Origin of the sequence: Rhizobium sp. Root483D2, from assembly GCF_001426685.1 — a bacterium.
In the GTDB taxonomy this organism is placed as follows: domain Bacteria; phylum Pseudomonadota; class Alphaproteobacteria; order Rhizobiales; family Rhizobiaceae; genus Pararhizobium; species Pararhizobium qamdonense.
In genome coordinates, this window is sequence record NZ_LMFB01000018.1 from 48,373 (window position 1) to 61,409 (window position 13,037).

Below are 13,037 nucleotides of genomic sequence, written 5' to 3' on the forward strand. Positions count from 1 at the left end.
CGGAAAGAGGGTAAGGATTATGGCTAAGGCAGCTACCCCCAGTACAACAGCAGCGGTGAAGAAGCCGACAGCAGTGAAGGCAGCAGCGGAAAAGCCGGCAGCAGCAGCGAGAACCGCTGTGGCGAAGAAGGCACCGGCAGCCCAGGCCGCCGTGACGGCAACCGGCGCGGTCGGCCGCGTGACGCAGGTCATCGGCGCCGTCGTCGATGTGACCTTCGATGAAGGCCATCTGCCGCTGATCCTCAACGCGCTGGAAACCGACAACAACGGCAACCGCCTTGTTCTCGAAGTTGCCCAGCATCTCGGCGAAAACGCCGTCCGCACGATCGCCATGGACTCGACCGAAGGTCTGGTTCGCGGTCAGCCGGTCACCGACACGGGCGCTCCGATCACCGTTCCGGTTGGTCTGGAAACACTCGGCCGCATCATGAACGTCATCGGCGAGCCGGTTGACGAAGCAGGTCCGCTGATCACCTCGGGCAAGCGCTCGATCCACCAGGAAGCACCGTCCTACGTCGAGCAGTCGACGGAAGCGCAGATCCTGGTTACCGGCATCAAGGTCGTCGACCTCCTGGCGCCTTACGCCAAGGGCGGCAAGATCGGCCTGTTCGGCGGCGCCGGCGTTGGCAAGACGGTTCTGATCATGGAACTGATCAACAACGTCGCCAAGGCGCATGGTGGTTATTCGGTATTTGCCGGCGTGGGTGAACGCACCCGCGAAGGCAACGACCTTTACCACGAAATGATCGAATCCGGCGTGAACAAGCACGGCGGCGGCGAAGGTTCCAAGGCAGCCCTCGTGTACGGCCAGATGAACGAACCGCCGGGCGCCCGCGCTCGCGTCGCTCTGACCGGTCTGACGATTGCCGAACAGTTCCGTGACGAAGGCCAGGACGTTCTGTTCTTCGTTGACAACATCTTCCGCTTCACCCAGGCAGGTTCCGAAGTGTCGGCTCTTCTCGGCCGTATTCCTTCGGCTGTGGGCTATCAGCCGACGCTTGCGACCGACATGGGCCAGATGCAGGAACGCATCACCACGACGACCAAGGGTTCGATCACCTCGGTTCAGGCCATCTACGTTCCGGCCGACGACTTGACCGACCCGGCACCGGCAACATCGTTCGCCCACCTGGACGCAACGACCGTTCTGTCGCGCTCGATCGCTGAAAAGGGTATCTACCCGGCTGTTGACCCGCTCGACTCGACCTCGCGCATGCTCGACCCGATGGTTGTCGGCGAAGAGCATTACGAGATCTCCCGCAAGGTGCAGACGACCCTGCAGCGCTACAAGTCGCTCCAGGACATCATCGCCATCCTGGGCATGGACGAACTGTCGGAAGAAGACAAGCTGGCCGTTGCCCGCGCCCGTAAGATCGAGCGCTTCCTGTCGCAGCCGTTCTTCGTAGCCGAAGTCTTCACCGGTGCGCCGGGCAAGCTGGTTGCGCTCGAAGACACGATCAAGGGCTTCAAGGGCCTCGTCAACGGCGATTACGATCACCTTCCGGAAGCCGCCTTCTACATGGTTGGCTCCATCGAAGAAGCGATCGAAAAGGCCAAGCGCCTGGCTGCCGAAGCCGCGTAATGACTTTCGACCGGGGCGCCCTTGCGGTGCCCCGGCCGTCACTCGCTGCGGCTGGCACGATCCGGCCGCGCCGAACGGGATTTTCTGCCGGGGTTTTTCGCCGGTAGCGCCAAAAGAAGCGAATGATCATGGCTGATTTCAATTTCGAACTCGTCTCCCCGGAACGGCTGCTGCTGTCCGAGCGCGTCAGCGAAGTCGTTCTTCCGGCAACGGAAGGCGAAATGACCGTCATGGCCAACCATGCGCCGACAATGACGACCATCAAGCCGGGCGTGGTGAGCGTCAAGGCTGCGGATGGCACCGTAACACGCTATGTCGTGTTCGGCGGTTTTGCCGATATCCTGCCGACCGGCTGCACGCTGCTGGCTGAATCTGCCGTTCCCGTCAGCGAAGTCGATGCCAAGCTGATCGACAAGCGCATCGAGGCAACCAAGTCGGAACTCGACGATGGCTCGCATAGCGACGAGCACAAGACGCGCCTCGAAAGCTTCCTTGCCGAGCTGACACAGCTCAACGAGATCGTCGTCGCCGCCTGAAAGGCATGAACGGTCTGGATTTCAAACCCTGCTTCGGCGGGGTTTTTTATTGTCCGGAGCTTGCGCGGTGCGTTTCCTGCATTCCCTTCTCCCCTGCGGGGAGAAGGTGCCCGAAGGGCGGATGAGGGGGAGTTACCTCCTGGGCTTGTGGCCCCCTCATCGCCTCGCTGTGCTCGGCACTTCTCCCCGCGGGGGAGAAGAGGGAGCCCGGCGTTGGGGCCGGCAGTTCTATTCTCTAGCCATTTGATATGGCAGGAGGGTCAGTGCGTTTCATTGATGAAACCGGCGCAAAAACGCCCGGGATCGTGGGATCCCGGGCGCTGCGGTTTCGAAGTCTTTTTATCCCCGCAGGTCAGCTGGCCAGCTTGTCGGCATAGGCGCGCTGTTCGTAGTGATGTCCAAAGCGGCTCTTGAGGAAGGCGTCGAGGCCTATTTCTTCTTGGCGGATGAAGCCCTTGGTGGGCAGTTCGCCCTTGGCCAGCATGTCGAGAACGGCGCAGATGCTGGTTGCCGTGGTGATCTGGATGGCGCTCATCATGCGGCCGGCAACAACGGCGCTGTAGACCTTGTTGGCATAGGTTTCCTGCACCAGGCGGCCTTCCTTGCGGCCGGAAACGGTGACGAAGATGATGACGACGTCCTGCATGGTCGATGGCAGCGAGTTTTCGAAGATGTCCTTGAGGACTTCGCGACGGTGGCGCAGGCCAAGGTCATTGAGAAGCGCCTTCATGATCGCGGCGTGGCCGGGATAGCGGATGGTGCGGTAGTTGAGCGTGCGCACCTTGCCCTTCAGCGTTTCGCACAGCGTGCCGAGGCCACCCGAGGTGTTGAAGGCTTCATAGGTGACGCCGTCGAGCGAGAATTCCTCGCGCTCTTCCAGCGCCGGCACTTCGATCAGCTGACCTTCGACGATGGCTTCGCAGGGCTCGATATATTCGTTGATGACGCCGTCGGTGCTCCAGGTCAGGTTATAGTTGAGCGCGTTGGACGGGTACTGCGGCAGGGCGCCGACGCGCATGCGGACGCTGTCGAGCGTGTCGAAGCGGCTGGCAAGGTCGTTGGCGACGATCGAGATGAAACCCGGTGCGAGGCCGCATTGCGGGATGAAGGCGGTGTTGGCGGTTTCTGCGATTTCCTTGACGCGGCGGGTGGATTCAACATCCTCGGTCAGATCGAGATAGTGCACACCGGCCTTGGAGGCAGCTTCGGCAATGGCGATCGTCAGGTGGAACGGGGCGGCGCTGAGGACGGCGAATTTGCCTGTCAGCAGGGAGATCATGGCGGCGCTGTCGGAGATGTCGATCTGCGTGACCGAGAGAGCATCGTGCTTTTCGATCATGGCGAGCTGTTCGGCGCTGCGGTCAGCCAGCGTCACCTGGTAGTCGCCGGAATGGGCGAGAAGGCGGGCGATGGTCGAGCCGATCTTGCCGGCGCCGATGACAACGATGTTTTTCATAATGGGTCCCCCCGAATTAAACTGTCTGAGCGTCCATTGTCGTCTGTCTGGTGATTGATCTGAAGCGGTGATCTGATAAAAATGCCGGTCAATAGTCGGCATAGTGCCGATAAGGATGTTCATAATGACGTTGGCAGACAAGGACCGGCATCTTCTGGCGATTCTCAGCGAGAATGCCCGCATGCCGACGGCGCTCCTGGCGCGCAAACTCGGCCTGTCGCGCACCACGGTGCAGGCCAAGCTTGAACGCTTGGAGCGGGACGGCGTGATTGCCGGCTATGGCGTCCGGCTGTCGGATGATTTCGAGAAGGGACTGGTCAAGGCGCATGTGCTGATCACGCTGGCCGCGAAAGCGCTGGGGCGGGTGACCCAGGAGCTGCACGATATCGAGGATGTGCGCACGTTGCATTCGGTCAGCGGCAGCTTTGATCTCATCGCCATCGTTGCGGCGTCATCGATCAGCGAACTCGATCTGGTGATCGACCGGATCGGCGAGATCGACGGCGTGGAAAAGACGCTGTCGTCGATCATTCTGTCGACGCGGATCAATCGGTGAACATTCGGCTGAGGTTTGCGGGATTGCCCCTCACCCTAGCCTTCTCCCCGCAGGCGGGGAGGGAGGATGACGGAATTTGCCGCCTGGTCCTTCTCCCCGTCATGACGGGGAGAAGGTGCCTGACAGGGCGGATGAGGGGCGATGTGCCCCGCAAGTTTCTCTATCCGAACAGCACCATGCTCGCCCGCAGCGTCACCCAGACGCCCCAAAGCATCGGGATGCCGACTATCGCCCAGGCGATCAGGGCCTTGCCATCGAAGCCGCCCGTGCCGATGCCGAAGGAGCCGGTCGGGCCGGCATTGGCCGCGGCGGTCTTGGCCTGCAAGGCTGCCACTTCCTCGTCCTTCATGAACCACTTGTCCGAGAGCGGCCGCACCAGCGCATTGGCAATCAGGCCGAGCGCCAGCATTCCGGCGAGGATGTACATCGTGCCGGTGTAGAGTTCCGGTCCGGGGGCGACGCCGGCCGAGATCTGCGCTTCGCGGATATAGTTGACCACAACCGGGCCGACGATCCCTGCCGTTGCCCAGGCCGTCAGCAGCCGCCCATGGATGGCGCCGACGAACTGGGTGCCGAAGATGTCGGCGAGATAGGCGGGAATGGTCGCAAAGCCACCGCCATACATCGACAGGATGATGCCGAAGGCCAGCACGAACAGCGCCTTGTTGCCAAGGCCGGCCAGCGTGGGAGCCAGCGCATAGAGCACGATGCCGAGCACGAAGAAGCAGAAATACGTGTTCTTGCGGCCGATCTTGTCCGACAGCGATGCCCAGAAGAAGCGGCCACCGATATTGAACAGCGAGAGAAGCCCGGTAAAGCCTGCGGCAATCGCCGCGATCGAAGCCTTTTGCGTAGTGTCGAGATCGGCAAAGGCGACATCCGGCAGGCCGATCAGCGAGCCCGCGAAAATCTCCTGCAGCATGGGCGAGGCCATGCCGATGACGCCGATACCGGCCGAGACATTGAGGCAGAGCACGGCCCAGATGAGCCAGAACTGCTTTGTCTTATGAGCATCGCGCAGATGCACGTGCTTGGTGGTGATCATCGTGCTCTTGGAGGCGGGGGCAGTCCAGCCTTCCGGACGCCAGCCGGCCGGCGGGATGCGGTACCCGAAGGCGCCGCCCATCATGAAGACGAAATAGATGATGGCCATGACGACGAAGGTCTGCCAGACGCCGGCCGACATATCGGTGCGGAAATAGGTCATCAAAAGGTTGGCAAGCGGCGCGCCGATCATTGCGCCGCCACCAAAACCCATGATCGCCATGCCCGTCGCCATGCCGCGCCGGTCGGGAAACCATTTGATCAGGGTGGACACCGGGGAGATATAGCCAAGGCCCAGACCGATACCGCCGATGACACCGGCGCCAAGCCACATCAGCCAGAGCTGGTGGGTGTAGACGCCAAGGGCAGCAACGAGAATGCCGCCGCACCAGCAGCAGGCCGAGACGAAACCGGCTTTGCGCGGCCCCGCACGCTCCAGCCAGCCGCCCCAGATGGCGGCCGAACAGCCGAGAAGCACGAAGAACAGTGTGTAGATCCAGCCGAGATCGGAGACACGCCAGTTGCAGCTGGTGGTGAACAGGGCGGAGGCAAGGTTCATGGTGGAGCAGGTATCGGGCGCGGGGCCGATGGCCTTGGACAAAGGCAGCCAGAAGACGCTGAAGCCATAGGCCATGCCGATGCAGAGATGGATGGCAAGCGCTGCGGGCGGTACGAGCCAGCGATTGAAGCCCGGTTGAGCGATGATGCGCTCGCGGTCGAGCAGGCCGACCGAGCCTCCATTGCCAAGGGTTTGCGTTGTTGCTGCCATGTTCGTTGTTCCTCCATTCGCCCCTGTCCCGTTGGGCGTTCCCAGTGAATGTCATGTCGGGGAATGGCCGAGTGTATCGCCCACACGCGCTCCTCCACGCGTTGGTCGCCCTGCCGTCCCTACCATCACAGAGCAATCGGCGTGCCAAATCGGGCCATTCAAGATTTCAATGACTTATGGCGGAGGCGTTACAGGTATTGGACAAAATGTCCGGACGGCAGCGGACATTTTGTCCGGTTCAGTTGGCTTCCGGCAGCCAGATGGAAAAGGTCGTGCCTTCTCCGGGCTCGCTTTGAACGGAGATCTGGCCGTTCTGGCGCGCGATCAGGCGCTGGCTGATGGAGAGGCCAAGGCCCGTTCCTTCCTGCCGCTTTGTGGTAAAAAACGGATCAAAGATCTTGCCGATCAGCTCCGGCGTCATGCCGACGCCGGTATCTGCGATGTCGATGCGCACGCCGGGCCGCGTCTCAAAATCCTGATCCAGAATGCGGATCGTCAACACGCCGCCTTTCGGCATGGCATGTATGGCATTGACGATCAGGTTGACCGCCACCTGCTGCAGTTCGGTGCGGTTCATCAGCACCAGCCGCCGGGCGCGGTCGTCGCGGACGAGCTTGATCTCGGCCTTGTGGAGCAGATGCTGGACCAGCGGCAGGCAGTCGGAGATCACGTCCGATGGCGCATGGCGCTCGACATAGCCGGCATATTCCTCGGGCTTGGCAAATTGCAGGAGCTTGGTGACGATCTGGCTGATGCGGTGGATCTGTTCGTCGATCAGCCGGAACTCGACCTTTGCTTCGTCTGCCCTTGCGCCGAGAACGCTGCGGACCACATCGAGATTGCCCTGGATGACCGCGATCGGATTGTTGATCTCATGGGCGACGCCGGCGGTGATCTCGCCGATGGCGGCGAGTTTTTCAGACATGATCAGCTGCTTGGTGGTCGCCTCGATCTGACGGTTGGCCAGCTCCAGTTCGCTGGTGCGCTCGGCCACGCGGTCGTTCAATTCCTCGTTCCATTGCCGCAGCTCGCGGTCGCGCTGCTGCAGCTGATCGAGCAACCCGTCGAGATGCAGCGCCACCCGGCCGATCTCGTCGCTTGCCGCCCTCAACTCTGTGCGGGCGCCCATATTGCCGCCTTCGACACGGGTGATGGTGTCGCTCATGCGTTCCAGCGGCTTGAAGATCGCCCGCGCCCAGCGCAGGAAGATCGGCACGCTGGCGGCGGTGACCGCCAGAAAGGCGAGCACGATGGTGAGCAGCGTCGTGTATTTCGCCTGGCGGAAGGGCGTCTCCAGAAAGCCGACATAGAGCATGCCGACGCGCTTGCCAAAACTATCGACGATCGGCTCATAGGCCGAGATGTACCAGTCGTTGACGACAAAGGCGCTGTCGAGCCAGGTGCGGCCCTCGCCCAAAACGGCTGTGCGCACGGCAGCGGACACGCGGGTTCCCAGCGCCCGGCGATCCTCGAACAGGCGCACATTGGTGCTGACGCGCACGTCATCGAGAAACAGCGTCGCGGTGCCCTTGCTGCCCTCCGGCAGGCTCGCCTCACGGTAGACGAGATCATTGATGGTATCGATGAAGACGAGATTCTGATTGAGCAGGATGCCGCCGACCAATGCGGCCTTGACGCTGTTCGCAAGTGTTACCGGACTGGCCGAATGCACGGTCATGCCGCGCGTCTCGCTCTTGCGGCCGGTCGGCACGGCGTTCGGGGTTTCGACCAGCTCGATGCGGGCGCGCTCGGCCAAGGCGGGCGACAGTGCGGCCAGCTGCTCGCTGGAGAAGATATCGATGGCGGTCGAGGAGGTGCCATTCAGTGCTGCGGCCACGACCGGCCACGCGCCCTGTGCCGGCCCTTGCGCATGCAGCGGCCGTCCCTCTTCATCGACAAGCATCAGGAAGTCGAGGCCGAGCGTCCGGCGGCTGTCTTCCAGGAAATTTGGCAGGCCTGCTGCGTCACCGCCGCCCACCGTGTCGCGAAATGCGGCGGAGACGGCCAGCGCCTGGATATGCTCGCCGGTATTTTCGAGGATGCGGGAGAGATATTGATGGGCGATGGTCAGGTCGCCATTGACCTTGGTGATCAGCAGCGCATCGAATTTTGCGTTCCAGCGGACAATGGCGATACCCAGCAGCAGCGGCAGGATGACCAGCGTCGGCAGGAGCGCGATGGCCAGAAGCCGGAAGCGGATGGAGCGGGCAGGGCGCTCCTTAAGGCGAGGCTGTTCAGCCATTCCAGACAGCGCATTTGCGGTCGATGGTCTTGCGCGAAATGCCAAGGCGGCGGGCCGCCTCATCGCGGTTGCCGCCTGTTTCCTCCAGAACGGCCAGGATATGCCGCCGCTCGACATCGTCCAGCGTTTCGCCGGCGAGTTCGGCCTCCTGCGTTCGGCCGCCGCGGAAATCATCGGGAAATTTGCCGAGGATCAGCGAGCGCTCGATGAGATTGCGCAGCTCGCGGACATTGCCGGGCCAGGCGTAGCGCGTAAGCGTCGCGCGCACCGGCGCGTCGATCGGCACCGGCGGCATCCCCAGCTGTTGCGACAGTTTCTGCATAAACAGGTCTGCCAGTTCCTGCACGTCATTGCCCCGGTCGCGCAGCGGCGGCAGATGGAGCTGCATGACGTTGATGCGATAGAACAGATCGGCGCGGAAACGGCCTTTCTCGACCTCCTTCTGCAGGTCGGCATTGGTGGCGAATACGAAGCGCAGATCAACCGGAACCTCGCGCTCCGAACCGACAGGCCGGACGCGGCGGTCTTCGATGACGCGCAGCAGCTTGCTTTGCGTGGCCAGCGGCATTTCGCCGATCTCATCGAGAAACAGCGTGCCGCCCTGCGCATGGGTGAACAGGCCTTCGCGGTTGTTTTCGGCGCCGGTAAAGGCCCCCCTGATATGGCCGAACAGCTCGGTTTCGATCATGTCGGCGGGAATGGCGGCGCAATTGACCGGGACGAACGGCTTGTCTACCCGGTCGGACAAGGTGTGCAGCGAGCGGGCGGCAACTTCCTTGCCCGTGCCGGATTCGCCGGTCAAAAGCACGGAGGTCGGCAGGGGGGCGACGCGCGCGATTGTATCGCGGACATCGCCGATCACCCGCGAGGTTCCGATCAGCCGGTCACGCAGCAGGATATGATCGGACGTAGCCTTCAGCTCGTAGCGCAGCACGAAATTTTCGCGCTGCAGCCGCATGCGATCAAGGCAGCGGGCGACGGAATTGAGGATCTGGTTGGAGCGGAAGGGTTTCAAGACAAAATCGACGGCACCGGCACGCAGCGCCTGGATCGCGGTTTCAAGGTCGGCAAAGGCGGTGATCAGGATGGCTTCGGCAAAAAAGCCGATGGCGCGCTGCTCGGCCAGCCAATCGACGCCGTTCTTGCCGGGCATAATATTGTCGAGGATCACCACGTCGAAATGATGCGCGTCGAGCTTGCGGGAGGCCTCGTCGGTATCGGCCGCCTCCTCGATCCGTTTGCAGCGCGGACCGAGCGTGCGGACGAGGAAGTTGCGCATGCCCGGCTCGTCATCGACGATCAGAATGGATGCCTGCGCAAGCCACGGACCGAACTCGGGATCCCGCTCCGGCATGGACGTTTTTCGCGCTGCCTCTCCCTGCAAAAGTCTCTATCTTTTGACAAGGCCGACCATAGCAAGGCTGACCGGCAGGGACCAAGCGGTTTCGCGTTTGTTTCGGTAAACAGCGGGATTGGTTAGGGCAGGCCGGCTGGCTGCGCCGAAACGGGGCTGGCTGAGGAGGGCCGCCTACCGCACTTTCAGGCCCAGTTCCGCAAGCAGCTGTCCTGCCTGATCGCGCGAGATGGTTGCGCCCTTGAATTGCTTGGCATTCAAAAGGCGGATGCCGCCGAGGTCGGCGCCGCGAAGGTCGGCGCCGTCAAAGCGGCAGTCGACGAGATTGGCGTCGCGCAGGCTGCAATCCTGAAAGATCGCGTCACGGAAATCGCATTTCTTGAGGTCCGCCATCTGGAAATCGAGCCCATTGAGACGGGCCTTTCGAAACGACAGGCCGGGCAGGCGGGCGTCGGCTAGGCGGGTTTCTGTGAAGGTGAGATTGAGGGTCTTTGCTTCCGAGAGGTTCGCGCCGGTCAGTTTACTGCGGACGATCTCAGCCCCGGTCAGCGTCGCGCCCCGGAAATTGCTGTTGTTGAAGTCGCATCCCTCGATCCGGCTTTCGGAGAGATCGCAGCCGGTAAAATCGGCAAGGCCGCCCTTGCAGCTCTTCCAGACAGTGCCGCTGAGCTTTGCGCCGGTGAAATGGACCTGCTTGACGTTGCAATCCTCAAGGATCCAGCCCTCGAGCATCAGGCGTGAAAGATCAGCCTCCTCCAGCACGCAGGCTGTGAGCCGGTGCGGGAGACCGGTTTTCGAAAGGCGTTCGACCGCGTTGCGATCAAGCTCGCTGTTCTCGATGATATTGGCCGGTAGAATCGGGTCCGGGGCGGTGGCCATGTCGCTGTTCCTTGTTGGTGACCGAGGACACATGGCGCAGGACCACTCACCTTGCCGGCCACTGCTGATCGAACCGGTATCGTGGAAACGCGGCAAGCACCATAGACTGCTGACGGCAGGGACCGGAACCGGGCGAACTTTTTCGGTATGGGCGGCTCACCCGGATGCCGGTCTGGCTCAACGGCGGGTGGGCAAATTGTCATGGATCAGCGTAGCCCGGAACGCCGTCATCGCGTCCAGCTCCGCGCGGCAAGGCTTTCGGCGCAATCGATAATGGTTGTCTTGCCGGGGCGCGGCTGGAAACCCAGTACATCGCGTGCCTTTTGCCCAGACAGGAGGAATTTGCGGCCGATCAGGGGTGCAAGGGGTTTCAGGCTTGGCAGGAAGGGCAGTAACAACCGGACAAGTGCCGTCGGCAACTGGTATTTCGGTGCTTTGCGTCCAAGCTGGCCAGGGCTTTCGCGCAACGCCCCGGAAATATCGGCCATCCACATGAATTCCGAAGCGGCAATGAAGCGCTCGCCCGCTGAATGTGGCGAGAGCATTGCCTTGAAATGGATATCCGCCAGATCGCGGACGTCCACGACCCAAAAACCGAGCTTCGGCATGGCTTTCGGCCGCCCCTCGACGAGATCGGCGATGATCCTGACCGAGCCGAGATTGTCTTCTGTCAGCACCGGGCCGAAAACCGCGCCGGGAAGGATGGTTGTGAATTCCGTTGCGCCGCCATGTTCTGCCATGAAATCCCATGCCGCCCGTTCGGCGAGGATTTTCGAGACCCGGTAGGCATCGAATTGCGGGTCATCGGGATCGGCCCAGATCGTTTCGTCGCTGATGCGTCCGGAATCTAGCGGCGGCCGCGCCGTCGCTGCGGCAGAGGTCATGACCACGCGTTTGACGCCTGCAGCACGGCCGCCTTCAAAACCCTGATCGTGCCGTCGCGTGCCGGGGCGACAAACGAATTCCGGTCGCCCTGCGCCCCGCCCCCAAGCGGCGAAGCCACGTGGAGAACGTAATCGCAGCCCGCCATCGCGCTGTCCCAGCCTTCGTCCTGCAAAAGGTCTGCTACGGCGAAGGACAGCCGTTCGGTGTTTTCGACCACGCGCTTCACCGCATCGCGAATGTCCGGCTCCCGCTTCAGGGCGCGTACCGTGGTGCGGACGTGGTGGTTCTGCCGAAGCAGTTCGACGATGCACCATATGGCGACATAGCCGGTGCCGCCGGTAACGAGGACTGTTGCCATGACGATTACAGCTGCGAGGATGAAGGGCTGGCGGCGGCGGCCGGGTGGATCAGACCGGAAATGCCATGCCGCCGGCTGATACGGTAGACCGATGCGGGCGGCAGATTTTGCAAGGTCGTGCCGATCCGCCTTGCCTTCAGGCCAAGCCGGTCGAGGATCGGCCGGGGCACGGGGCACCGGGGTCCATAGGTAAACTGGTAGAAATTGCCGCCGGTCCTTATCCGGGAAAAGGCACCATTGAGGATCGACATCACCTTGCGAGGCGACATGGACAGCAGCGGCAAGCCGCTGATCACGGCGCCGGCCTCCTGCGTGATCGGCAGCCGTCTGTCTCCAAGATGGGCGGCATCGAGATTGAACACGCTGGCTTGCGGAAATCTCTGCTTCAAAAGGCCGGTGAACTCCGCGCCATATTCGATCAGGACCAGATCGGCGGGGGAGAGGCCCCTGTCGAGGAGCGCCTTGGTGAAGACCCCGGTTCCCGGACCGAGTTCAATGACAGGTGCGTTTGCCAGAACGATTTCCTTCGTGATCAAACGGGCGAGAGACTGGCTGGAGGGCGCAATCGCTGCGACGCGGAACGGATCTGACGCCCAAGTCCGGAAGAAATGCCAGCGATCGGATGGGGTGCATATATGGGTCAAAGGCAGATCCTCGTTTTCCGTTGGAAACGCTGCAGCGTCGTTGCAGTCGATTGTCTACAGCTGTATACTTCGGAAGCAATGATAAGTCTACAGGTGTAGATTAAAAGAGGTATCACGATGTTTTGCCGCAAACCGACCCGCTCGCGCGATGCCGCCGCCACGCGCGCGGCGATCCTTGAATCAGCGCGTCATGCGTTTGTAACGTCGGGATATGACGGAGCTGGCGTGCGCGATATTGCCAAGGGGGCAGGCGTTACCGCCATGCTGATCAATCGTTATTTCGGCTCAAAGGAAGCTTTGTTTGAGGAGGTTTTGGCACGCGCAAACCAGAGCCCGATCATCGCCACCGCAGAAACGCTGCACGCACCCGACAGGGCTGCCAGAATCAGCAAGGCGCTGTTGCAGGTCACGCAACCCGGCGCCACGGCACTGGACGGCTTTCTGATCATGTTGCGATCGGCATCCAATGAAAGGGCGCTGGCGATCGCCCGGAATGTGATCGAGGATCACCACCAGAAAAACGTCAGCCTGGCGCTTTCAGGCGAGGCGGGGCCGCAGAGGGCGGCCGTGCTCCTGTCGCTTGTGGCCGGAATCCAGATCATGCGCCAAGTCATCGGGCTGGAGGCCTTGACGGAAAATTTCAACCCGGAGCTGGAAAAGGTCCTGCATGGGCTTGTGAGCCAGCTGGTCGAGGCGTGACGGCAGGCGGCTCCCGGTTAAAGATAAAGCGCG

Annotated in this window: 12 protein-coding genes; 4 read left to right on the forward strand and 8 right to left on the reverse strand. The window is 62.0% G+C overall.

Annotated elements, in window-relative coordinates; translation table 11 throughout:
- The first annotated feature begins 19 nt into the window (after window positions 1–19).
- Entirely contained in the window at window positions 20–1,582 is a 1,563-nt protein-coding gene (gene atpD / locus ASD32_RS15930; RefSeq protein WP_060639037.1) for a F0F1 ATP synthase subunit beta, read from the forward strand.
- Between the two features lie 128 nt (window positions 1,583–1,710).
- On the forward strand, window positions 1,711–2,118 hold the full coding sequence (locus ASD32_RS15935; RefSeq protein ID WP_060639096.1) for a F0F1 ATP synthase subunit epsilon: 408 nt from the start codon (window positions 1,711–1,713) through the stop codon (window positions 2,116–2,118).
- A 352-nt stretch (window positions 2,119–2,470) separates the two neighbouring features.
- Here ASD32_RS15935 and ASD32_RS15940 read toward each other — a convergent pair whose 3' ends face one another.
- Complete coding sequence (locus tag ASD32_RS15940; RefSeq protein ID WP_060639038.1) at window positions 2,471–3,574, reverse strand: saccharopine dehydrogenase family protein; 1,104 nt, start codon at window positions 3,572–3,574, stop codon at window positions 2,471–2,473.
- Between the two features lie 124 nt (window positions 3,575–3,698).
- Here ASD32_RS15940 and ASD32_RS15945 point away from each other — a divergent pair, with 124 nt between their 5' ends.
- The gene (locus tag ASD32_RS15945) at window positions 3,699–4,130 is read left to right on the forward strand and encodes an Lrp/AsnC family transcriptional regulator (protein WP_060639039.1); all 432 of its coding nucleotides are present in this window, start codon (window positions 3,699–3,701) and stop codon (window positions 4,128–4,130) included.
- Window positions 4,131–4,290: 160 nt separating this feature from the next.
- Here ASD32_RS15945 and ASD32_RS15950 read toward each other — a convergent pair whose 3' ends face one another.
- The 7 genes from ASD32_RS15950 to ASD32_RS15975 form a co-directional block, all read right to left on the reverse strand.
- Window positions 4,291–5,943, reverse strand: a complete 1,653-nt coding sequence (locus ASD32_RS15950; RefSeq protein ID WP_060639040.1) for an OFA family MFS transporter — start codon at window positions 5,941–5,943, stop codon at window positions 4,291–4,293.
- Between the two features lie 238 nt (window positions 5,944–6,181).
- Window positions 6,182–8,185 carry a HAMP domain-containing sensor histidine kinase gene (locus tag ASD32_RS15955; RefSeq protein ID WP_060639041.1) on the reverse strand — a complete coding sequence of 668 codons (2,004 nt, stop codon included), beginning with the start codon at window positions 8,183–8,185 and terminating at the stop codon, window positions 6,182–6,184.
- Entirely contained in the window at window positions 8,178–9,539 is a 1,362-nt protein-coding gene (locus ASD32_RS15960; protein ID WP_060639042.1) for a sigma-54 dependent transcriptional regulator, read from the reverse strand. The genes ASD32_RS15955 and ASD32_RS15960 overlap by 8 nt, the downstream gene beginning before the upstream one ends.
- A gap of 174 nt (window positions 9,540–9,713) precedes the next feature.
- Complete coding sequence (locus tag ASD32_RS15965) at window positions 9,714–10,418, reverse strand: pentapeptide repeat-containing protein (protein WP_060639043.1); 705 nt, start codon at window positions 10,416–10,418, stop codon at window positions 9,714–9,716.
- A 227-nt stretch (window positions 10,419–10,645) separates the two neighbouring features.
- Window positions 10,646–11,302 (reverse strand): hypothetical protein, encoded by a 657-nt coding sequence (locus ASD32_RS30290; RefSeq protein ID WP_200953606.1) that lies wholly within the window; start codon window positions 11,300–11,302, stop codon window positions 10,646–10,648.
- Window positions 11,299–11,661: an NAD-dependent epimerase/dehydratase family protein gene (locus ASD32_RS30295; RefSeq protein WP_200953607.1), complete on the reverse strand. Its 363-nt coding sequence runs from the start codon at window positions 11,659–11,661 to the stop codon at window positions 11,299–11,301. The genes ASD32_RS30290 and ASD32_RS30295 overlap by 4 nt, the downstream gene beginning before the upstream one ends.
- A gap of 5 nt (window positions 11,662–11,666) precedes the next feature.
- Window positions 11,667–12,305 carry a hypothetical protein gene (locus tag ASD32_RS15975; protein ID WP_060639044.1) on the reverse strand — a complete coding sequence of 213 codons (639 nt, stop codon included), beginning with the start codon at window positions 12,303–12,305 and terminating at the stop codon, window positions 11,667–11,669.
- A gap of 117 nt (window positions 12,306–12,422) precedes the next feature.
- On the opposite strand from ASD32_RS15975, the gene ASD32_RS15980 reads away from it, so the two are divergent.
- On the forward strand, window positions 12,423–13,004 hold the full coding sequence (locus ASD32_RS15980) for a TetR/AcrR family transcriptional regulator (protein ID WP_060639045.1): 582 nt from the start codon (window positions 12,423–12,425) through the stop codon (window positions 13,002–13,004).
- Window positions 13,005–13,037 lie beyond the last annotated feature (33 nt).

Bases quoted from the DNA above. Each gene is read 5' to 3' on its own strand.
- atpD (WP_060639037.1), top strand. From the start codon at position 20: ATGGCTAAGGCAGCTACCCCCAGTACAACAGCAGCGGTGAAGAAGCCG.
- ASD32_RS15935 (WP_060639096.1), top strand. From the start codon at position 1,711: ATGGCTGATTTCAATTTCGAACTCGTCTCCCCGGAACGGCTGCTGCTG.
- ASD32_RS15940 (WP_060639038.1), bottom strand. From the start codon at position 3,574: ATGAAAAACATCGTTGTCATCGGCGCCGGCAAGATCGGCTCGACCATC.
- ASD32_RS15945 (WP_060639039.1), top strand. From the start codon at position 3,699: ATGACGTTGGCAGACAAGGACCGGCATCTTCTGGCGATTCTCAGCGAG.
- ASD32_RS15950 (WP_060639040.1), bottom strand. From the start codon at position 5,943: ATGGCAGCAACAACGCAAACCCTTGGCAATGGAGGCTCGGTCGGCCTG.
- ASD32_RS15955 (WP_060639041.1), bottom strand. From the start codon at position 8,185: ATGGCTGAACAGCCTCGCCTTAAGGAGCGCCCTGCCCGCTCCATCCGC.
- ASD32_RS15960 (WP_060639042.1), bottom strand. From the start codon at position 9,539: ATGCCGGAGCGGGATCCCGAGTTCGGTCCGTGGCTTGCGCAGGCATCC.
- ASD32_RS15965 (WP_060639043.1), bottom strand. From the start codon at position 10,418: ATGGCCACCGCCCCGGACCCGATTCTACCGGCCAATATCATCGAGAAC.
- ASD32_RS30290 (WP_200953606.1), bottom strand. From the start codon at position 11,302: ATGACCTCTGCCGCAGCGACGGCGCGGCCGCCGCTAGATTCCGGACGC.
- ASD32_RS30295 (WP_200953607.1), bottom strand. From the start codon at position 11,661: ATGGCAACAGTCCTCGTTACCGGCGGCACCGGCTATGTCGCCATATGG.
- ASD32_RS15980 (WP_060639045.1), top strand. From the start codon at position 12,423: ATGTTTTGCCGCAAACCGACCCGCTCGCGCGATGCCGCCGCCACGCGC.